At 45.9% G+C, this 18,497-nt stretch carries 21 protein-coding genes; 9 read left to right on the top strand and 12 right to left on the bottom strand.

The window, feature by feature from the left end:
• Window positions 1-78: 78 nt before the first annotated feature.
• Genes ACT6NU_RS07755 through ACT6NU_RS07735 form a run of 5 tightly spaced genes read right to left on the bottom strand, consistent with a single transcriptional unit; the run spans window position 79 to window position 3,534 of the window.
• On the bottom strand, window positions 79-420 hold the full coding sequence (locus ACT6NU_RS07755; protein ID WP_445381105.1) for an MGMT family protein: 342 nt from the start codon (window positions 418-420) through the stop codon (window positions 79-81).
• Between the two features lie 11 nt (window positions 421-431).
• Entirely contained in the window at window positions 432-1,061 is a 630-nt protein-coding gene (locus tag ACT6NU_RS07750) for a LysE family transporter (protein ID WP_445381104.1), read from the bottom strand.
• On the bottom strand, window positions 1,058-1,735 hold the full coding sequence (trmB, locus tag ACT6NU_RS07745; protein WP_445381103.1) for a tRNA (guanosine(46)-N7)-methyltransferase TrmB: 678 nt from the start codon (window positions 1,733-1,735) through the stop codon (window positions 1,058-1,060). The genes ACT6NU_RS07750 and trmB overlap by 4 nt, the downstream gene beginning before the upstream one ends.
• Before the next feature lie 36 nt (window positions 1,736-1,771).
• Entirely contained in the window at window positions 1,772-2,851 is a 1,080-nt protein-coding gene (locus ACT6NU_RS07740; RefSeq protein WP_445381102.1) for a sensor histidine kinase, read from the bottom strand.
• The gene (locus ACT6NU_RS07735; protein WP_445381101.1) at window positions 2,851-3,534 is read right to left on the bottom strand and encodes a response regulator transcription factor; all 684 of its coding nucleotides are present in this window, start codon (window positions 3,532-3,534) and stop codon (window positions 2,851-2,853) included. Before ACT6NU_RS07735 ends, ACT6NU_RS07740 begins: the two co-directional genes overlap by 1 nt.
• A 233-nt stretch (window positions 3,535-3,767) precedes the next feature.
• Between ACT6NU_RS07735 and ACT6NU_RS07730 the strand changes: the two genes are divergently transcribed.
• The 3 genes from ACT6NU_RS07730 (at window position 3,768) to ACT6NU_RS07720 (ending at window position 5,616) form a co-directional block, all read left to right on the top strand.
• A complete protein-coding gene (locus tag ACT6NU_RS07730) occupies window positions 3,768-4,076 on the top strand; it encodes a T9SS type A sorting domain-containing protein (protein ID WP_445381100.1) in 309 nt (102 codons plus the stop codon).
• Window positions 4,077-4,251: 175 nt separating this feature from the next.
• Complete coding sequence (locus ACT6NU_RS07725; RefSeq protein ID WP_445381099.1) at window positions 4,252-4,566, top strand: T9SS type A sorting domain-containing protein; 315 nt, start codon at window positions 4,252-4,254, stop codon at window positions 4,564-4,566.
• 72 nt (window positions 4,567-4,638) lie between these two features.
• The gene (locus ACT6NU_RS07720) at window positions 4,639-5,616 is read left to right on the top strand and encodes a LuxE/PaaK family acyltransferase (RefSeq protein ID WP_445383841.1); all 978 of its coding nucleotides are present in this window, start codon (window positions 4,639-4,641) and stop codon (window positions 5,614-5,616) included.
• Window positions 5,617-5,668: 52 nt separating this feature from the next.
• Here ACT6NU_RS07720 and tyrS read toward each other — a convergent pair whose 3' ends face one another.
• A complete protein-coding gene (tyrS, locus tag ACT6NU_RS07715; RefSeq protein ID WP_445381098.1) occupies window positions 5,669-6,964 on the bottom strand; it encodes a tyrosine--tRNA ligase in 1,296 nt (431 codons plus the stop codon).
• A gap of 91 nt (window positions 6,965-7,055) precedes the next feature.
• Here tyrS and ACT6NU_RS07710 point away from each other — a divergent pair, with 91 nt between their 5' ends.
• Window positions 7,056-8,060, top strand: coding sequence for an NAD-dependent epimerase/dehydratase family protein (locus ACT6NU_RS07710; protein ID WP_445381097.1), 1,005 nt, complete (start codon window positions 7,056-7,058; stop codon window positions 8,058-8,060).
• Here the strand turns inward: ACT6NU_RS07710 and ACT6NU_RS07705 are convergent.
• Genes ACT6NU_RS07705 through ACT6NU_RS07695 form a run of 3 tightly spaced genes read right to left on the bottom strand, consistent with a single transcriptional unit; the run spans window position 8,057 to window position 10,512 of the window.
• A complete protein-coding gene (locus ACT6NU_RS07705) occupies window positions 8,057-8,452 on the bottom strand; it encodes a DUF4296 domain-containing protein (RefSeq protein WP_445381096.1) in 396 nt (131 codons plus the stop codon). The two genes, ACT6NU_RS07710 and ACT6NU_RS07705, sit on opposite strands and share 4 nt — an antisense overlap.
• Window positions 8,449-9,783: a dihydroorotase gene (locus tag ACT6NU_RS07700; protein WP_445381095.1), complete on the bottom strand. Its 1,335-nt coding sequence runs from the start codon at window positions 9,781-9,783 to the stop codon at window positions 8,449-8,451. Before ACT6NU_RS07700 ends, ACT6NU_RS07705 begins: the two co-directional genes overlap by 4 nt.
• Window positions 9,784-10,512 carry a polyprenol monophosphomannose synthase gene (locus tag ACT6NU_RS07695; protein ID WP_445381094.1) on the bottom strand — a complete coding sequence of 243 codons (729 nt, stop codon included), beginning with the start codon at window positions 10,510-10,512 and terminating at the stop codon, window positions 9,784-9,786.
• A 126-nt stretch (window positions 10,513-10,638) separates the two neighbouring features.
• Between ACT6NU_RS07695 and ACT6NU_RS07690 the strand changes: the two genes are divergently transcribed.
• Genes ACT6NU_RS07690 through ACT6NU_RS07680 form a run of 3 tightly spaced genes read left to right on the top strand, consistent with a single transcriptional unit; the run spans window position 10,639 to window position 13,713 of the window.
• Window positions 10,639-12,306, top strand: coding sequence for an ArnT family glycosyltransferase (locus ACT6NU_RS07690; protein ID WP_445381093.1), 1,668 nt, complete (start codon window positions 10,639-10,641; stop codon window positions 12,304-12,306).
• A complete protein-coding gene (locus ACT6NU_RS07685) occupies window positions 12,306-12,962 on the top strand; it encodes a DUF4271 domain-containing protein (protein WP_445381092.1) in 657 nt (218 codons plus the stop codon). Before ACT6NU_RS07690 ends, ACT6NU_RS07685 begins: the two co-directional genes overlap by 1 nt.
• Window positions 12,963-12,966: 4 nt before the next feature.
• A complete protein-coding gene (locus tag ACT6NU_RS07680; protein ID WP_445381091.1) occupies window positions 12,967-13,713 on the top strand; it encodes a uroporphyrinogen-III synthase in 747 nt (248 codons plus the stop codon).
• Window positions 13,714-13,744: 31 nt separating this feature from the next.
• Here ACT6NU_RS07680 and pckA read toward each other — a convergent pair whose 3' ends face one another.
• Together pckA and ACT6NU_RS07670 are read right to left on the bottom strand one after the other, a co-directional pair.
• Entirely contained in the window at window positions 13,745-15,361 is a 1,617-nt protein-coding gene (pckA, locus tag ACT6NU_RS07675; protein WP_445381090.1) for a phosphoenolpyruvate carboxykinase (ATP), read from the bottom strand.
• Between the two features lie 67 nt (window positions 15,362-15,428).
• On the bottom strand, window positions 15,429-15,815 hold the full coding sequence (locus tag ACT6NU_RS07670) for a DUF423 domain-containing protein (protein ID WP_445381089.1): 387 nt from the start codon (window positions 15,813-15,815) through the stop codon (window positions 15,429-15,431).
• 78 nt (window positions 15,816-15,893) lie between these two features.
• Here ACT6NU_RS07670 and ACT6NU_RS07665 point away from each other — a divergent pair, with 78 nt between their 5' ends.
• Window positions 15,894-17,267, top strand: coding sequence for a saccharopine dehydrogenase family protein (locus ACT6NU_RS07665; protein ID WP_445381088.1), 1,374 nt, complete (start codon window positions 15,894-15,896; stop codon window positions 17,265-17,267).
• Window positions 17,268-17,297: 30 nt separating this feature from the next.
• On the top strand, window positions 17,298-17,768 hold the full coding sequence (locus ACT6NU_RS07660; protein ID WP_445381087.1) for an Lrp/AsnC ligand binding domain-containing protein: 471 nt from the start codon (window positions 17,298-17,300) through the stop codon (window positions 17,766-17,768).
• Here the strand turns inward: ACT6NU_RS07660 and ACT6NU_RS07655 are convergent.
• Entirely contained in the window at window positions 17,765-18,460 is a 696-nt protein-coding gene (locus ACT6NU_RS07655; RefSeq protein ID WP_445381086.1) for a zinc metallopeptidase, read from the bottom strand. The two genes, ACT6NU_RS07660 and ACT6NU_RS07655, sit on opposite strands and share 4 nt — an antisense overlap.
• Window positions 18,461-18,497: the final 37 nt, after the last annotated feature.

Here is an 18,497-nt window from a genome sequence, read left to right as displayed (position 1 = left end):
TCATTCTAAATTGCAAAGATACGGCTTGAAACCCAAATGCAAAAGCACCTGTATAAAAGCTGTGGAAATATTCAAACACTACTCCGGTGGGGCCTTTAGCTCCATTGCAGGATCCCAGAAATGCTTTTTGAAGTTTACAATCTGATCCTGCCTAACTTGTACCCCTTCATTTTCCAATAGTTGCTGCATCAAATTGCTTCCGGCAAAATGGTGTTTGCCTGTTAGCAGGCCATTCCTATTAACCACCCTGTGGGCTGGAACATCCTCAAGCTGATGGGCATTATTCATGGCCCAGCCAACAATGCGGGCACTTCTGCCAGTTCCCAGGTATCTGGCAATGGCACCATAAGAAGTAACTCTTCCATAGGGTATCTGCCGCACCACATCGTAAACCTTTTTAAAAAAGCCTTCTTTATCCATTTCCTAAAATATCAGGTATAAAAGATCCGTATCAGAGTGATTACCAGCAGTATCAGCATCAGTACACTGAGGATGTAATTGGAATTCTTGGAGAAGGTCTCCGTTTTGGATTCCAGTTTGGTGAAGTAGACGGTATACAGATAAAGCACCGAAAAAGTACCACAGCCAGCAGCAAAGATAAAAGTGGCTATATCTGCTATTTTAAACTGAATCCAGCCGGAGGCATTCCACATGGCATTCAGTGCGCTGTAATAAGGGATGGTCAGAAAATTCAGGGCCGCCAGCAGTAATCCCTTAAAAAAACTGTTCTTCTTGCTTACCCGGACCATTTTAATGGGTTTTTGGCTGCTCCTTCGGGCCAGCAGGAAAAAATAGACAGCAAAAAAACTAAAAACGATCAGCGCTGCAACCTGCAGCCATTTGATTATTTCCGGGTTCCGGTACAAAAACTTGGAGATCAGAACGGCAATATAGGCTTGAGCCATGATCATAGTGGATACCCCAAGGCTGAAAATTACCCCGTTTAATTTCCCTTTTTCTACTGAGGTTTTGGCAGCGTTCATGTTCAACAGCCCAGGGGGAACCGTTGCCATAAAGGCAGCGGAAAAGGTCGCAAAAAACAGGATGAGCAGATGGGTCATGATGGCTCCAGGCTAAATTGCAGATAGGTGATGGCCTTCCCTTGTTCAAGATACCCTTTTTCATAAAAAGTCTGTATGGATAATACTTCCTCGGGAGCACCTCCATTACGGTAAATATCGTGGTTCGAATAATGGATCTTCAGGCCCTTTCCCTGTAGCATCCCAAGGGTATATCCATGCAGGAATTCGCTGTCTGTTTTCAGGTGCACCAAGCCGTCCTTCTTTAGAATCCGGCGGTAGCTATCCAGAAAGGCTGCATTGGTCAGCCGGTGCTTGGTTCGCTTGTATTTTATCTGGGGATCCGGAAAGGTGATCCATATTTCACTTACTTCACCCGGCTTAAAAAGCTGCTCGAGTAATTCCGCCTGGCTTCTAATAAAGGCTGCATTGGTTATGGATTCTTCCAGTGCTGTTTTGGCACCCCTCCAGAGACGGGCTCCTTTGATATCCATCCCTATATAATTGGATTCAGGGCTGCGCCGGGCCAGCTCTATCGTATACTCCCCTTTTCCGCACCCAAGTTCAAGAATAATGGGGTTAGTATTGCCAAAAAATTCATGCCACCTTCCGCGCTGCTCAAATTTTCCTTCCAGCAATTCCTCCCTGCCTGGCTGAACCACGTTGCTGAAGGTTTCGTTATCCCTGAATCTTTTTAATTTGTTTTTACTCCCCATAAACAGCGTTCGCGTGTTTCACAAAACTAGTTAAATTCAGGCTTTGGCAGTCTCTTCTTTTTTGGGGGCGCTGGCTCTTTCCAGGGTAAATGAAAATTCCGACCCCACGTCCACAACGCTTTCCACATATATTTTTTCGTTATGCGCCTCAATAATGTGTTTTACGATCGCCAGGCCCAGTCCGGATCCACCTTCCTTCCGGCTTCCGCTCTGATCCACCCTGTAGAAGCGTTCAAAAATACGGGTGAGAAACTGGGGTTCAATTCCCTCCCCGTTATCCGTTACCCTTACGATAACCTTGTTCTTGATAAGGTTTTCCACGCTAACTTCCGTAGTGCCATCTTCATGGCCATACTTAATGGAATTTACCAGAAGATTGGTGATCACCTGCTGTATTTTCTCTTTATCTGCATGAACGTAAACCGGGCTGGGGTAGCGGGTATCAAAGACCAGGGAAATTCCTTTTTTGGCAGCTTTCATTTCGAGCAGGTCAAAAATGTTCTGAATGAGTTCTATAATATCGAAATCTTCCCATTCCAGGTGCAGGTCTCCGATTTCAAGCTTGGTAATCAGGTCCAGGTCCTTGATGATATAGATGAGTCTTTCTACCCCTTTGGCCGCCCGCTGCAGGTATTTTTTACGCACCTTTTTATCCTCCATGGCCCCGTCAAGCAGGGTATGAATATACCCCTGCACGGTAAACAAGGGGGTTTTTAATTCATGGGAGACGTTCCCCAGGAATTCCTTCCGGTATTCCTCCCGGATCTTCAGGGTATCGATCTCCACCTTTTTATCCTTGGCAAACTTTTCAATCTCCTCGGTAAGCGTCTTCATATCTGTGGTAATCGGCCGGGAAGCAAAGGAGGAAGACTCCAGCAGGGAAACATCATCATAGATTTGTTTGATACGACGGTAAATAAAATTCTCTACCCGAATTTGGAGTACCACAAAGGACATGGTGAACGTCAGAACAATGAAAACCAGGTACCAGGGCCAGTATTCCTTCAGTAAATCTTCAAAATACAGGAACAGAAGGACGCCAGAGCAGATTACCAAGGAAATATATACAGAGGAGCGAAGTGCAAATCGATACGATTTTCGAAGCTGTATGGCCATTATTCCACAAACTTATAGCCAACCCCTTTTACGGTTTTAAAGTGGTCGTCCCCAATTTTTTCACGAAGCTTGCGAATATGCACGTCAATGGTGCGCCCGCCTACCACTACCTCCTGCCCCCAGACGCGGTCCAGGATTACTTCCCTTTTAAATACTTTATCTGGTTTGGAGGCGAGAAGCGCCAGCAATTCGAATTCTTTTCGCGGCAGGATGAGTTCCTCCCCTTTATTGACCACCTTGTATTCTTCACGGTTAATCACCAGATTGCCAACTTCCATGATCTCAACAGGACCCTCCTCCTCCTTAAGCCGACGAAGCAGCGCCTTGACCTTGCTCAGGAATACTTTTGGCTTGATCGGCTTGGTGATATAGTCGTCTGCCCCGGCATCGAACCCGGCTACCTGGGAGTAGTCTTCAGACCGGGCAGTGAGAAATGTGATTATAGTACTCTCAAGCCCTTTGGTCTTTCGGAGGATTTCACAAGCTTCAATACCGTCCATTTCTGGCATCATAACATCCAGGATGATCAGGTGTGGCGATTTCTTTTTTGCCTTTTCTATGGCTTCCACTCCATTCTTGGCTGTGAAAACCTGATAGCCCGCCGAGGAGAGGTTATAGTTGAGGATTTCCAGGATATCGGGTTCATCGTCTACCAGTAAAATCTTGATATCCTGTTTTTTCATGGGAATTGTTTTAAAGTGTACTCCCCAAAAATAAAGATAATACCGCAAGACATATAACCCAAAGATCTATTTTCACAAACCTAACAATTTGATAACATCTGTCCCCGAAAATATCCGGCAATGAAATCTCTAGTGTGCATTTCATCGATTTTTATCCTAAATTAAGGGGGCCGGAGGTCTTTTGGAAAGCAAAAACAATATCTTTGTGGCACAGCATTTGCTGCTTTTTGCTTATGAAGCACTTATACACCTTTGTTTTCTTTTTAATTGTCAGTACAGGATTTGGGCAGCAAACCCAGAGCAGGGGGGATATTGAAGGCTTCAAATTATACCCAAACCCGGTTACTCAGGGTAAATTGTACATCGTTACTGCTAATCAGGCCCCCAAAACCATTCGGATATTTGACGTATTAGGCACCCCCGTGCTTGAAACCAAAATTCTGGGCAACGAGTTAAACCTGAGCCGCCTGGAAGCAGGCGTATACCTGATACAGGTCTATGAAAAGGACAAAGTGGCTACCCGAAAACTTATTGTAAAATAACCCTCTTAAGGGAAATTTTAATTTCTTTATTCCATCGATAAAGTGTATTGATTTATCGACCAATGGAAAGCTGCGTTGAATTCACCTACAAAAAAGCGAATTACACAACAAAAGCATCTGAACTTTTCTGCTAAGCTCTATATTTAAGGCATTGATCCCAAATCAATAACCTACCATGAGGTATTTATACCTGCTCATATGTCTTTTGGGCTGCTATACGCTTTCTGCCCAAAGCAAAGACGATTCTGCCGGCAAGGAAGCACTTGAATTCAAGTTGCATCCAAATCCTGCACTGGAGAATGTCATCTACATTGAAACCTCAGACAAATCACCAAAAACAATTATGATCTTTGACCTTTTTGGCAAGGTGGTTATAGAGCGGCGGACCACAACCAACAGCCTTTCCATAGACCAGTTGGTCCCGGGGGTCTACATGGTACAGATCAGACAGAAAGACCTTGTAGCTACAAAAAAACTTGTGGTTCGATAAAAATAACCCCTCTCCCGTCCCCTTAATTTTCAAACAGACCAAATTTGGCTACTTTTGAGCATTGTATTTCCAATGCACCCTGAACAAATATTTCAAATTGAAAATGAAGCAGATTTTCAGGCTCTTTGCCTGAAAACCTTTCAAAATCAGTATGAGCATTTGGAACCCTACAGGGAATTCTGTGATTACCTGGGGCGCAAGCCTTCCAATACTAAAAGCATTGAAAATATTCCGTTTCTCCCTATAGAATTTTTCAAAACCCATTCCATCATTCAAAACGGGCTTTGTTCTGAAACAGTTTTTACAAGCAGTGGAACAACCGGAAGTAAGCTAAGCAGGCACCCGGTAGCAGACCTACAGCTCTATCGCGAGAGTTTTTTAAAGGCCTTTGAACTTTTCTATGGCCCGGTGCAGAATTTTTGTATTCTCGCACTCCTGCCTTCTTATCAGGAGAGGCCCGGATCATCCCTCATTTATATGGTATCCGAACTGATCAGGCGCAGCGGGCATCCACAGAGTGGCTTTGTTACCGCCGACCTGAAGACGTTCTCAAGAGAACTGCAGGAAATTGATGATCAGGGTTGCCCCGTTCTGCTTATCGGGGTCTCCTTTGCGCTGCTAGACCTTGCCCAAAACCATCCCCTGAGTCTGCAAAATACAATAGCCATGGAAACCGGGGGCATGAAAGGGAGAAGAAAAGAAATGGTTCGCGAAGAACTTCACAAAATTCTTTGCAGGGGTCTGGGGCTCCCTGGAATCCATTCCGAATACGGGATGACCGAACTGCTCTCTCAAGCCTACTCAAAAGGGAATGGCCTGTTCCAAAGCCCTCCCTGGATGCGGGTGCTCCTCAGGGATACCGAAGATCCTTTAAGTTTTCTGGAACTCGAGAGAACAGGAGGGATCAATATTATTGACCTGGCCAATCAGCATTCCTGTTCCTTTCTGGCTACCCAGGACCTGGGACGCCTAAAAACTAACGGGCAATTTGAGGTGCTAGGACGCTTCGACCATTCCGATATTAGGGGATGTAACCTGATGGCCCTCTAAAGGGTTGGTTTTTTTACAGGGTATCAGGGTCTGCGTGACCCAACCGTCTACTTTACTGTACAAGTAGTACAAAGTAATTTTTCTTCCCGCGCTGTAACAGTATAAATTTATCACTTATCAAGTCCGAAGGGGAAATCGTATAATTATCCGTAACCTTCTCTTTATTGACTGAAATGGAATTTTGCTGAAGTTCCCTCCTCGCCTCTCCGTTGGACTTCAGAAAACCGGTTTCTGCGGAAAGGGCTGCAATCATGTCCATCCCATTTTCGATGGTTTCCCTCTTAACCTCAGCCATGGGAACCCCTTCAAAAACTTCCATAAAAGTGGCCTCATCCAGTTTCTTCAGCTCTTCTGCAGTGGCTTTTCCAAAGAGGATGGAACTCGCCGTTTCGGCATTTTCCAGATCTTGTTTTGAATGTACCATGACTGTGATTTCTTCCGCCAGTTTTCGCTGTAACTGCCTCAGGTGGGGTGCCTCCTGATGCTGGCTGATCAGGTCTTCAATTTCGGCGCGGCTCATAAAGGTGAAAATCTTGATGTATTTGGCAGCGTCCTGGTCGGAAGTGTTCAGCCAATACTGATAGAATTTATAAGGAGAGGTGCGGTGGGCATCCAGCCACACATTCCCGCTTTCTGTTTTTCCGAATTTGGTGCCGTCTGCCTTGGTGATCAGCGGGCAGGTGAGGGCGTATCCTTTTCCTCCCTCAATACGGCGTATCAGTTCCGTCCCGGTTGTTATATTCCCCCACTGGTCGCTACCTCCCATTTGAAGGCTGCATCCATAATTGCGGTACAGATATAAAAAGTCATAACCCTGTACCAGTTGGTAGGTGAACTCCGTAAAGGACATCCCTTCTTTCGAATCTTCTGATAATCGTTTTTTCACGGAGTCTTTGGCCATCATGTAGTTTACCGTGATATGTTTACCCACATCCCGGATAAATTCAAGGAAACTAAAGTCCTTCATCCAATCGTAATTGTTGACCAGGATGGCCGCGTTGGCAGCCTCACTGTCAAAATCCAGGAAACGGGAGAGTTGTTCTTTAATGGCTTCCTGGTTCAGTCTGAGGGTGGTTTCATCCAGCAAATTTCGTTCAGAAGACTTCCCCGAAGGATCCCCTATCATCCCTGTTGCCCCACCGATAAGGGCAATGGGTTTGTGTCCGGCAAGCTGGAAATGCCTGAGCATCATCACCCCTACCAGATGGCCGATATGCAGCGAATCTGCCGTCGGGTCAATCCCCACATAGGCCGAATGCATTTCGGAAAGCAGGTGTTCCTCTGTCCCAGGCATGGCGTCGTGCAACATGCCCCTCCACTTCAATTCACTTACAAAATTGGAATTCATCAATCGTGATTTTTCGCAGCAAATATAATTAAATAGGGGCTTTAGTATTTTGTATTGTCGCAGATATCCAATGAATGCCTAATTTTAGATCATGGTTTTAGTAACAGGAGCAACCGGGCTTGTTGGCAGTCATCTGTTATATGCCCTGGCAGAGGATGGGGAAAAAATACGGGCACTGTACCGAACCGCTACCAAAATAGATCAGGTTAAGGAACTCTTTGAGTGGTATGGGGAGAAGGGTTCTTCCCTTTTCGAAAAGATTGAATGGGTAGCCGGTGATATAACCGAAATCCCGTCTCTGGAGAAGGCTTTTGAAGGCGTTAAAACAGTCTACCATACGGCAGCCTATATCTCCTTCGATCCTAAAAACGAAGAAAAGCTTCTGAAGGCCAATTACGAGGGTACTGCAAACATTGTAAACATGTGCCTTGCTAAAGGCGTAGATCAATTGTGCTATACCAGTTCCATTGCCACTATTTCAGGCAATAAAGACCTACTGGACGAGGAGAACCATTGGGATGCGGCCCACTCCAATGTGTACGCTACCAGTAAATACCTTGCAGAGATGGAAGTCTGGCGGGGCGGCGAAGAAGGTTTGAAAATTGCAATCGTAAATCCGGGGGTTATTTTCGGACCAGGAAACTGGCGCAGGGGCAGCGGTTGGTTTTTTACCCGCCTGGCATCGGGAATGCAGTACTACCCGCCAGGAGGCACAGGGTTTGTAGGTGTTTGGGATGTGGTAAAGGCCATGCGGAAATTAATGGAATCCGGGATCTACCAGCAACGGTTTATACTGGTAGGCGAAAACCTGCATTTTAAAAATGTGTTCGACGCTATTTCGAAGCTGTTGGGGGTGGCCCCCCCTGAAAAAGAATTGAGAGCCTGGATGCTGGAGGTCCTTTGGAGGGCAGATTGGTTGAGATGCGCCTTCAGCGGAGGAAAACGCCAGCTCAGCAAAGCGGTGGCACACTCCTTAAAAAATCCGAAGAAATACGATAACCGTAAGATTTGCAAAGCGGTTTCCATGGATTTTCAACCCCTTGACGATGTCCTGCAGATTTGTTCCAGGCACTTTAAGGATTCCTCCGGGGCTTAGTCTTCCCACTTATCGGCCTGTTCATTTATTTCTGTATCCTTCTTCCCTTCCTGAATAAGATTGGTTATGCTGTCACGCTCCCGGGACAACCGATCTTCCACCGCTTTGTAAATAGCCTGATATTTAGACGGGATGGAGGCGTAGTATAAATCACTTTTAACGAACTGAAGGCTGTCTATACCATACTTCTCGTACAGAAAGTCCATTACGTAAACCTTGTTTCTGGCAATAACCTGGGGATGACTGCTTTTTATGGCATCCAGCAGGGCCATATCGTACAAAACAGATATCATCTTCTCCTCGGGGATAAGGTTCTCCGGCTTTTCAACCAGCTTTTCACTGCAAGCAGCTGAAACAAGAAAGAGCAATAATAAGCAGGTTTTCAGCTTCATCGGTCAAAGGTTAATCTTCGGGCATTCCGCTGAGGGGAAATCGATCCCTGATTATAGGCCATATGGCCATTTACAAAGGTGTGTACAATTCGCGAACTGAAGCGCTGACCCTCAAAAGGAGACCAGCCGCATTTATACAGGATATTATCCGGGCTTACCGTCCAGGGATTATTGGGATCCACTACAACCAAATCTGCAAAATAGCCTTCCCGAAGATACCCCCTCTTTTCTAGCTGGAAAAGGATGGCCGGGTTGTGACACATTTTTTGAACCACCTTTTCAAGGCTGATCTTTCCCTCCCCGACTTTTTCCATTAGTGCCGGCAGCACGTGCTGTACCAGTGGACCGCCGGAAGGAGCAGAGGTATAGGGATTTTGTTTTTCTCCCAAAGTATGCGGGGCGTGGTCGGTAGCCAAAATATCTATGCGGTCATCCAGGAGCGCCTCCCACAGCTGATCCCGGTCGGTTGCCGATTTCACAGCCGGGTTCCATTTGATAAGGCTTCCCTTTTCCTTGTAATCTTCCTCGGAGAACCAAAGGTGATGTATACAGACCTCAGCTGTAATCTTCTTTTGGGAAAGCGGGATATCATTCCGGAATAATGCGGTTTCCCTGCCGGTAGACAAATGAAAGACATGAAGCCGTGCCCCCGTTTCCCTGGCCAGGTCGATGGCGCGGGAAGAGGAGAGATAACAGGCCTCAGCACTCCTTATTTTCGGGTGGCAGTCCATCGGAATATCCTCTCCGTAAAGTTCTTTGTACTGGGCTAAATTTTTACGAATGGTTGGCTCATCTTCACAATGTGTTGAAATGACCATTTCCGTACTTCGGAATATCTGTTCCAGAACCTGCTGATCGTCTACCAGCATATTCCCGGTTGAAGACCCGAGGAACAGCTTTACCCCACTGCAACTGCGTTTGTCCAGTCGTTTTAATTCTTCGAGGTTATCGTTGGTACCCCCGAAGAGGAAGGAATAATTGGCAAAGGCGTTTTTGGCGGCAATACTGAATTTTTCTTCCAGTTTTTCAATGCTCGTTGTTTGAGGGACTGTATTGGGTTGTTCCATAAAACTGGTAATACCCCCGGCTACTGCTGCCCGGCTCTCTGAGGCAATATCCCCTTTATGTGTCAGGCCGGGTTCCCGGAAATGCACCTGGTCATCAATCAGGCCCGGAAGCAGAAATTTTCCCTCCAAATCCAGGACTTCCGTCTCCGGTTCTGAAAGGTCACTTCCTATTCTGCTGATATACAACCCGTCAATTAACACATCTCCTTCCCGTATCTGGCCCTCATTGACCAGGCGTGCATTTTTTAAAAGCAGTTTTTTCATTTAAAACCCATTTTTGTTAAACAGACTTCGAAGCCTCATACTCATTACCCCGAAGATAGCCTCCCAAACGATTGTTTTACTCATTTTGGATTGCCCCTTCTCACGATCCGTAAAAACGATTGAGACTTCCTGAATCCTGAATTTCTTCCGGTAGGCCCTGTATTTCATTTCGATTTGAAAAGCATAGCCTATAAAACGAACGGCATCCAGGTCTATGGCTTCCAGTACCTTTCTGTGATAGCAAACAAAGCCTGCAGTGGGATCGTGTATCCGCATTCCGGTAATGATCTTCACATAGAAAGAAGCCCCGTAAGATAACAGTATCCTGCTCAGGGGCCAGTTTACCACATTTACACCTTTTTTATAACGCGATCCAATAGACATATCCGCACCGTCCAGGCATGCCCTGTGAAGTCTGGGCAGATCGGTCGGACGATGCGAAAAATCTGCATCCATCTCGAAAATATATTCATAAGATCGCTGTAAAGCCCATTTAAAACCGTGGATATATGCAGTTCCCAGTCCTGTTTTACCCTCTCGTCTTTCAAGAAAGAGAGATTCCGGAAACTGCTGTTGTAATTCAAGGACTTTTTGAGCCGTTCCGTCAGGGGAATTGTCGTCCACTATCAAAACATCATATCTCCTGGGCAGCTCAAAAACCGCTTTAATGATTGCTTCGATGTTTTCGATTTCGTTGTAAGTGGGTATAATTACCAGTCCTTCCGACATACAAACCGGGATTTTTGCCAAAAATACCAATTTTAAAACGCCCTCTGGTCTGCCGCTTTGATTTTTATAGAGACAGGCCGATAAGCCTTTGCCAGATTTTGTAACTTTGACCGAATTTTGACGCCTATGAGACACTTATCCCCGCGGCTGTTCTATATGCTACTAGGGGCATTGTTTCTTTTAAATCTGCTGCAGGCTTTCGCGACCGAGCTCATTTACGATGAGTCATATTACTGGTACTATGCACAGAATGTCTCCTGGGGGTATTTTGACCACCCACCCATGGTTGCATGGATGATAGCGCTGGGCGGGCTGCTGTTTGAGGGAGAACTCGGGGTGCGTTTTATTTCCTGCCTGATGGGGGTGGGCACCCTCTGGTTGCTCTGGAAAATGATCCGTTTCAAAAAGGCAGCCATATCTGTCTGGGTTTGCTTTATCTGGCTCATTTCCATCCCACTATTGCACGCATATGGCTTTTTAAGCCTGCCGGACACGCCTCTTTTGTTCTTTACAGCCCTGTTCCTGTATCAATACAGAAACTTCCTCCACCGGCCGGATACCGTCAATGCCGTCTTGCTGGGCCTGGTAATGGCCGGATTGATGTACAGTAAATACCATGCAGCCCTGGTAATTATTTTCTTGTTGCTTTCCAACCTGAAGCTCCTGAAGGACCCTAAGGCCTGGATAGCTTTAGCAGTCTCCCTATTGTGTTATACCCCCCACCTTTGGTGGCTGGTTGAGCAGGATCTGGTTTCCATAAAATACCATCTCTTTGACCGGCCAAACCAGGCGTATAGTTTTACCAAGTTTACCGCCGGGTACTTTCTGAACCTGATAACCCTTTTTGGACTTACCTTTCCATTAGCCTACTGGGCGCTTTACAGGTTTCCGGGCAAAGATCCCTTTAACCGTGCCCTGAAATTTATCACCTACGGCATCCTCATCTTTTTTTTCGCTTCAAGTTTTCAAAGGAGAGTACAGACCCAATGGCTTATTGTCATTTGCATCCCCATGGCCCTGATGGTGGTATATTATGCAATGGATCATAAAAAATTCAGAAAATGGCTCTTCCGCCTGTCTGTTGCCAATGTCCTGATCCTTTTGTTCCTTCGGGCGGGCCTGGTTTACGAGCCTCTATTTCCTGTGCGGTATGAATCCCACGGAAATAAAAAATGGGTTGCCAGCCTCGAAGAAGTCGTTGGGGAACATCCCGTGGTTTTTGAAAACTCCTACAGACTGGCCTCTATGTATGCCTTTTACTCAGGGAATCGCTCATTTAGCCTCAACAATATTTATTACAGAAAAAACCAATACTCTATCGATGATTCAGAGCAAGGGGTGCAGGGGCAGCGGATCTTTTATGTCCCCAAGAGCAGGGCAGAAAGGCCGCTCTACTATGTGGACGGAAAGGGGAGAAAACGTTACGGCTATTTTGTAGATTCTTTCAGATCCTACCGGCAGATACAGGCCGGGGTGGAACCGGAGCATACTCTGCAAGCAGGGCAAACAGCCCGGATGTGGCTGTACAATCCATACCCATTCGATATTCCTTTGGAAGAATTGAAATTTGGGGTAGCCTTTTTGGACCGGTATAAAAAAGTAAAGGAATTTGTTGCTGTTGCACCAAGCCCGGGCGATCCGGGAAAAGCCGTTTTGCAAAGTCGGGACAGCACCTATTTCTCCTTTGTATTTCCCGAAACAAAAATTAAGGACGCAACCTACTTCAGGGCTAGCCTTGCCAGAGAGAATCTGTATTGGGGGTTAAACGGGGCTAACCAGAAAATCGAAAAATAATGGAAGCTCTGGAACGAAGCATACCGGCTATTGACTGGATAACTGCCGTACTATTCCTGGGACTGCTTTGCCTGGTTTTTGCCAAGTCTTTTTTCTATAGCCGGTTCCTGAATTTCATCATTTTGCCTTTTAATAACAAATACCTGTTTCTCTATAATAAGAAAGGTTTACTCCTGAACGGTTTCCACCTGGCGCTTAGCTTGTTTTCGATTATCTCGATGGGGCTGTTTCTATCACTGGGATCAGCAGCCTTTTTTGAAGACGCATTCCCCGATACAGCAGTAGCCTTTTTATATTTTACAGGAGGTGTTTTTATTTTCCTTTTTCTTAAATTCAGCTTGCAACTCACAGCCGGGTATATTTTTAATACCGATAAACTGATGGAGTCTCTGGTTTTTATCAAGAGTACTTACTTCAACTACAGTGCTCTTATCATGTTCCTGGCAAGTGTATTCCTGGCTTATATGCTCCCCGGCAATAAATCAGTGGTTTTAACAGCTATATTCTTAATAATCCTTATAAACGCAATCGGTTGGATAGCCCTTTTGAAAATTCATCAAAAGTTGATTGCTCTGCACTTTTTCTATTTTATTTTGTACCTTTGCACACTTGAAATTGCACCCTTTTTGCTTGTTCTAAATTTGCTAAAAGACTGATTATATGAAGGTAAAGACGATTCTGGTGTCCCAGCCGGAACCAAAAATGGAGAATAGCCCATATTCCAGGCTCATTGAGAAAGAGAAGGTCAAAGTAGATTTCAGGCCATTTATTCATGTGGAAGGGGTAGATGCCAAGGCGGTCCGGCAGCAAAAGATAGATCTGTCGCGCTACACCGCCATCATATTAACCAGTCGTAACTCTGTTGATCATTTTTTCCGAATTGCGGAGGAAATGCGATTTAAGGTGCCCGACAGTATGAAATATTTCTGTCAGTCGGAAGCAGTAGCTTACTACCTGCAGAAATACGTAGTGTACCGCAAGCGAAAAATATACGTGGGAAAGCGCAATTTTGCAGATTTGCAGCCCCTGTTTAAAAAGTATAAAGACGAAACCTACCTGCTCCCATCCTCAGATTCACTGAAACCTCAAATTCCTGAAGTTCTTGAAAAGGTCGGGGTAGACTGGACCCGGGGTATCTTTTATAAAACAGTGATCAGCGATTTGTCTGACCTGAGGGATGTATATTACGATGTACTGGTATTTTTCAGTCCGTCCGGGATAGAATCGCTTCTCAAAAACTTCCCTGATTTTGAGCAAAACAATACACGTATTGCCGTCTTTGGGAATTCTACGGTGAATGCAGCTACGGATGCAGGCCTTAGGATTGATATCAAGGCGCCAACACCTGAGACGCCTTCAATGACCATGGCGCTTCAGAAATATATTACCAGTGTAAACAAGAAATAAAAAAAGGCTTCCAATCGGAAGCCTTTTTCATTTAGAACGCATATCGCTGGGGCCCGCCCCTTCTTATCTCTTCACTGGCGTACTCCTCAAACTTCTTAAAGTTCTCCCGGAATGCATTGGTAAGTTTAAAAGCCGTTTTGTAATAGGCATCATCATTATTCCAGGTAGCCCTTGGGCTCAAAATTTTGGTTGGTACTCCCGGACAGGTTCTGGGCTGTGCCACCCCGAATACGGAATGGATATGGTAAGTGTCATAGGTGTATAACCCAAGCTTACCGCTGAGTGCTGCATGAATCATAGCCCTGGTATATTTCAGTGGCATCCTGCTTCCTACTCCATAAGGCCCGCCGGTCCATCCGGTATTTACAAGCCACACATTCACCCCGGCCTCCTTCATTTTTCTGCTGAGCATTTCGGCATATTTTGTGGGATGCAACGGCATAAAAGGGGCACCAAAACAAGCGGAGAATGACGGGATGGGTTCATCGACCCCTGCTTCGGTTCCCGCCACTTTTGCCGTATAACCGGAAATGAAATGGTAAGCCGCCTGGGCCGGGGTCAGCCTCGATATTGGAGGCAGTACCCCAAAGGCATCAGCCGTAAGGAAAAAGATGTGTTTCGGGTTTGTGGCGAAAGAGGGAACCTGCCTGTTTTTGATGTGGTAAATAGGATAGCTCACCCTGGTATTTTGGGTAATTGAAGTGTCTGAGAAATCTACAACCCCTTCCTCATCCAGTATTACATTTTCGAGGATGGCACCTTTTTTAATCGCTCTGAAAATATCGGGTTCGTTCTCCTCGGAAAGGTTGATTACTTTGGCGTAACATCCCCCTTCAAAGTTGAAGATGCGGTTTTCACTGGTCCAGCCGTGTTCGTCATCCCCGATCAACCGGCGTGTAGGATCCGTAGAAAGGGTTGTTTTTCCGGTACCGGAGAGGCCAAAAAAGATGGCTGTTTCCCCATCTTCACCCACATTGGCTGAACAATGCATGGGCAAGGTATTTTTATAAACCGGAAGGATAAAATTAAGTGCGGAAAATATCCCTTTTTTAATTTCCCCCGTATATCCTGTTCCCCCTATCAGGGCAATTTTCCTGCTAAAATTTAGAATTGCGAAATTATGCTGGCGCGTACCGTCAACATCCGGATCAGCTGTAAAACCCGGGGCATTGATTACGGTCCATTCCGCTTCAAAATCTTCCAGCTCTTCTTCCTCCGGCCGGATAAACATATTGTAGGCAAACTGATTGGACCAGGGGTATTCATTGATCACCCTGATGCCCATACGGTATTGCGGATCGGCACAGGCAAAACAATCCCGTACAAAAAGTTCCTTATCGTTTAAGTAGTTGATAACCTTGAGATACAGCGCGTCAAACTGTTCCGGCTCAAAGGGAATATTAATGGGGCCCCACCAAACTTTGTCTTTGGTTACATCATCCCTTACTATAAAACGATCTTTGGGAGAGCGTCCGGTAAATTCCCCTGTACTGACAGCCAGTGCTCCGGAATCTGCCTCTCTTCCCAAATCCATAGACAGGCTTAGATCATGCAATTCCTCAGCTGTGAGTTGATAATGAATCCGGTCTGAAAGCAGACCCAGCTTTTCCAGCGAAATCGATTTCGTATTTTGGCTGGTTGTACTCATAGAAGTTGTTTTTATGTTGGGCAAAATTAGAAAAAATCCTCCCCAAAAGCTTCATTTTTTTAATTAGTTAGGTCAAAGACCGAAAAACACGGTAAATCAGCAATGCCCAGCCTGAAATCATAAACAGCCCCCCCAAAGGTGTTACAAGGGCTATGCTTCCAAGTTGAAGCCCGCTCAGGGGTTGTGTGCTCAACCCGTAGATCGAAAAGGAAAAGCATATCACCCCTGCAAAGATCAGCCAGAAAATAGCTTTTTTATGTTTTATCAGCAGTTTGTCTGTGCTCCCCAGAAAAAGTAAAAACAGGGCGTGAAACATCTGGTATTCAACCCCCGTAGAAAAGCTTTTCAGGGCAGCCGGAGGAAGTTTCTCTGCCAGGGCATGTGCCCCAAGGGCTCCCAAAACCACAGCTGTAATACCCAGAAAACCTGCAGTAATCAAAATAGTTTTGTTCATAACTACAATGGAGAATTTTCATGCAAATGTAACAATTTGATACCTTCGTATTCCAACCATAAATTGCCAATTTCCCTCATGAGCAGACGGATTTTAGTTATAGGGGCGGGTAAGTCTACCGCCTATCTTATGCAGTACCTCCTGGATAAATCAGAAGAACAGGACCTGCTGATTTGCATTGCTGACAAGCAGCCCGAAACCCTTTCGGAGAGTATCCAAAACCACCAGCGCACGGAAGTCATTGCCCTGGATATCTCCAGAGGCACTGAAAGAAGGAAAGCCATTCAGGAAGCAGCTATTGTTATCTCCATGTTACCTGCCCGCTTACATATTGAAGTGGCCAAAGATTGTCTGGAGTTTGGAAAAAACCTGGTTACGGCATCCTATGTCAGTAAGGAAATGCGAGAAATGGACGAGCAGGTCCGTTCCAAAAAGCTGATTTTTATGAACGAGATTGGTCTGGATCCCGGAATCGACCACATGAGCGCCATGGAAGTGATCGACCGCATCAAAAAGAAAGGCGGGAAAATGCTGCTTTTCGAATCCTTTACCGGAGGCCTGGTTGCTCCAGAGAGCGACACCAACCTCTGGAATTACAAGTTTACCTGGAACCCCCGAAATGTGGTAGTTGCAGGACAGGGCGGAGCGGCTAAATTTATTCAGGAAGGAACCTATAAATACATCCCCTATCACAAGCTGTTCCGACGGACGGAATTCCTTGAAATAGAGGGATACGGCACCTTTGAAGCTTACGCGAACAGGGACTCGCTCAGTTATCGGGAAGCCTATGGGCTGGGTAAAGCCCTTACTCTTTATCGGGGTACCATGCGCAGGGTTGGCTTCTCCCGGGCATGGAACATTTTCGTTCAGCTGGGGATGACCGATGACGATTACCACATAGAAAATTCAAAAGGCATGTCTTTCCGGGAATTTACAAACCTGTTCCTCCCGTATTCCCCAACAGATTCCGTTGAATTAAAGCTTCGCCATTACCTGAAAATAGACCAGGACGATGTGATATGGGGAAAATTAGTGGAAATCAACCTTTTTGATGCAGACAAGACCATTACCACTGCCAACGGTACTCCTGCCCAGATTTTACAGGAAATCCTGGAACAAAGCTGGACCCTGGGGCCCGAAGATCGCGATATGATTGTCATGTATCATAAATTCGGATATGAACTGAACGGGAAGAAATATCAGCTAGATTCCAACACGGTAGTACTGGGCGAAAACCCAAAATTAACTGCAATGGCAAAAACGGTGGGGCTCCCGGTGGCCATGGCCTGCCTGCTGATTTTAAACGGAGAGATTACCCGGCCCGGGGTGCAGATTCCCATCCATAAGGAAGTATACGACCCCATTTTAAGGGAATTGAAGACCTACGGGGTCGCATTTAATGAATTTGAGGTGCCCTACCTGGGCTATAACCCGGACTCAGTTGCCAGTTAGCATCCGTAGAATTATCCTATCTTTAGGCGTATGAAAGCCACAGACAAAGGCCTGCATATAGATGGTATTGACAAGAAAATCCTCAGATACCTGATGGAAGATGCCCGTACGCCCGTTTTGGAGATTGCACGAAAAATCGGAATTTCAGGTGCAGCCATCCACCAGCGACTTCGAAAGTTGGAAAAATCGGGCCTGCTTGCCGGTTCCCAGTTTCGCATCAACCCTAAAATCCTTGGCTATACAACCATGGCCTATATCGGGATCTTTTTGGATAAGGCCATGAGCAACCCGGCAGCCGTCAAAGAGCTTCAGAAAATTCCTGAAATCCTGGAGTGCCATTACACTACCGGCAACTGGTCTATCCTCATTAAGGTGCTTTGCAAAGACAATGAACACCTGATGCAGCTACTCAATAAAAAAATCCAGCAAATTGAAGGGGTTTCGAGAACCGAGACCTTCATTTCACTGGATCAGCAAATCGATAGGCAAATCAGTATTTAATCTCGTCCGCCTAATACCTGGAGTCCCCAGTACACCAAAGTTGCCAAAGAGCCAATTGCAGCTACCAAATAGGTTCGCGCAGCCCACTTCAAGGCATCTTCAGAGCCTTTATATTCCTGCTGGGTCACCATATTCTTTCGCTTTAACCAGGCAAGGGCCCTGTTGCTGGCGTCGTATTCCACCGGTAAGGTTATAAAGCTGAAAAGGGTTGCAAGCCCCATCATGATTAGCCCTGCAACAGCTACCCAGTAGCCAAATCCCACTCCTGCAGCAGCACCCAGCATAAGGCCCCCAAAAACAACCCACATAGACATACCTGAGGTTACGCTTACAACCGGTACCAGGCGTGAGCGCAGGGTAAGCCATTCATAGGCCTGGGCATGCTGAACAGCATGTCCGCATTCATGTGCGGCTACGGCTGCAGCTGCGGCATTGCGCTGATTATAAACCCCCTCACTGAGGTTTACCGTTTTATTGGCGGGATTGTAGTGGTCTGTGAGCATTCCTGCTGTGCTGATAACTTTCACATCGCGAATCCCGTGGTCTGCCAGCATTTTCTCGGCAATTTCGGCCCCGCTCATCCCATTTTGCAGGTGTACTTTGGAATAATGCCTGAATTTATTCTTTAGTTTCCGGCTGACCAGCCAGCTGATCAGCGCTATAGCTCCGATTAATATATAATATCCGTACATAGTTGCATCTGTTTTTCCATTTCAAAAGTAATCTAAA

It is taken from the genome of Robiginitalea rubriflava, from assembly GCF_052540725.1.
The sequence above is the reverse complement of the archived record's forward strand: the minus strand, read 5'-3'. Positions and strand labels throughout refer to the sequence as shown.

What these genes read in the sequence shown, in the direction of transcription:
- ACT6NU_RS07755 (WP_445381105.1), bottom strand. Translation starts at nt 420, where the DNA reads ATGGATAAAGAAGGCTTTTTTAAAAAGGTTTACGATGTGGTGCGGCAG.
- ACT6NU_RS07750 (WP_445381104.1), bottom strand. Translation starts at nt 1,061, where the DNA reads ATGACCCATCTGCTCATCCTGTTTTTTGCGACCTTTTCCGCTGCCTTT.
- ACT6NU_RS07710 (WP_445381097.1), top strand. Translation starts at nt 7,056, where the DNA reads ATGGTTTTAGTAACAGGAGCAACCGGGCTTGTTGGCAGTCATCTGTTA.
- ACT6NU_RS07730 (WP_445381100.1), top strand. Translation starts at nt 3,768, where the DNA reads ATGAAGCACTTATACACCTTTGTTTTCTTTTTAATTGTCAGTACAGGA.
- ACT6NU_RS07720 (WP_445383841.1), top strand. Translation starts at nt 4,639, where the DNA reads ATGCACCCTGAACAAATATTTCAAATTGAAAATGAAGCAGATTTTCAG.
- ACT6NU_RS07680 (WP_445381091.1), top strand. Translation starts at nt 12,967, where the DNA reads ATGAAGGTAAAGACGATTCTGGTGTCCCAGCCGGAACCAAAAATGGAG.
- ACT6NU_RS07735 (WP_445381101.1), bottom strand. Translation starts at nt 3,534, where the DNA reads ATGAAAAAACAGGATATCAAGATTTTACTGGTAGACGATGAACCCGAT.
- ACT6NU_RS07700 (WP_445381095.1), bottom strand. Translation starts at nt 9,783, where the DNA reads ATGAAAAAACTGCTTTTAAAAAATGCACGCCTGGTCAATGAGGGCCAG.
- ACT6NU_RS07660 (WP_445381087.1), top strand. Translation starts at nt 17,298, where the DNA reads ATGAAAGCCACAGACAAAGGCCTGCATATAGATGGTATTGACAAGAAA.
- ACT6NU_RS07695 (WP_445381094.1), bottom strand. Translation starts at nt 10,512, where the DNA reads ATGTCGGAAGGACTGGTAATTATACCCACTTACAACGAAATCGAAAAC.
- ACT6NU_RS07655 (WP_445381086.1), bottom strand. Translation starts at nt 18,460, where the DNA reads ATGTACGGATATTATATATTAATCGGAGCTATAGCGCTGATCAGCTGG.
- tyrS (WP_445381098.1), bottom strand. Translation starts at nt 6,964, where the DNA reads ATGAATTCCAATTTTGTAAGTGAATTGAAGTGGAGGGGCATGTTGCAC.
- ACT6NU_RS07665 (WP_445381088.1), top strand. Translation starts at nt 15,894, where the DNA reads ATGAGCAGACGGATTTTAGTTATAGGGGCGGGTAAGTCTACCGCCTAT.
- ACT6NU_RS07740 (WP_445381102.1), bottom strand. Translation starts at nt 2,851, where the DNA reads ATGGCCATACAGCTTCGAAAATCGTATCGATTTGCACTTCGCTCCTCT.
- pckA (WP_445381090.1), bottom strand. Translation starts at nt 15,361, where the DNA reads ATGAGTACAACCAGCCAAAATACGAAATCGATTTCGCTGGAAAAGCTG.
- ACT6NU_RS07690 (WP_445381093.1), top strand. Translation starts at nt 10,639, where the DNA reads ATGAGACACTTATCCCCGCGGCTGTTCTATATGCTACTAGGGGCATTG.
- ACT6NU_RS07725 (WP_445381099.1), top strand. Translation starts at nt 4,252, where the DNA reads ATGAGGTATTTATACCTGCTCATATGTCTTTTGGGCTGCTATACGCTT.
- ACT6NU_RS07705 (WP_445381096.1), bottom strand. Translation starts at nt 8,452, where the DNA reads ATGAAGCTGAAAACCTGCTTATTATTGCTCTTTCTTGTTTCAGCTGCT.
- ACT6NU_RS07685 (WP_445381092.1), top strand. Translation starts at nt 12,306, where the DNA reads ATGGAAGCTCTGGAACGAAGCATACCGGCTATTGACTGGATAACTGCC.
- trmB (WP_445381103.1), bottom strand. Translation starts at nt 1,735, where the DNA reads ATGGGGAGTAAAAACAAATTAAAAAGATTCAGGGATAACGAAACCTTC.
- ACT6NU_RS07670 (WP_445381089.1), bottom strand. Translation starts at nt 15,815, where the DNA reads ATGAACAAAACTATTTTGATTACTGCAGGTTTTCTGGGTATTACAGCT.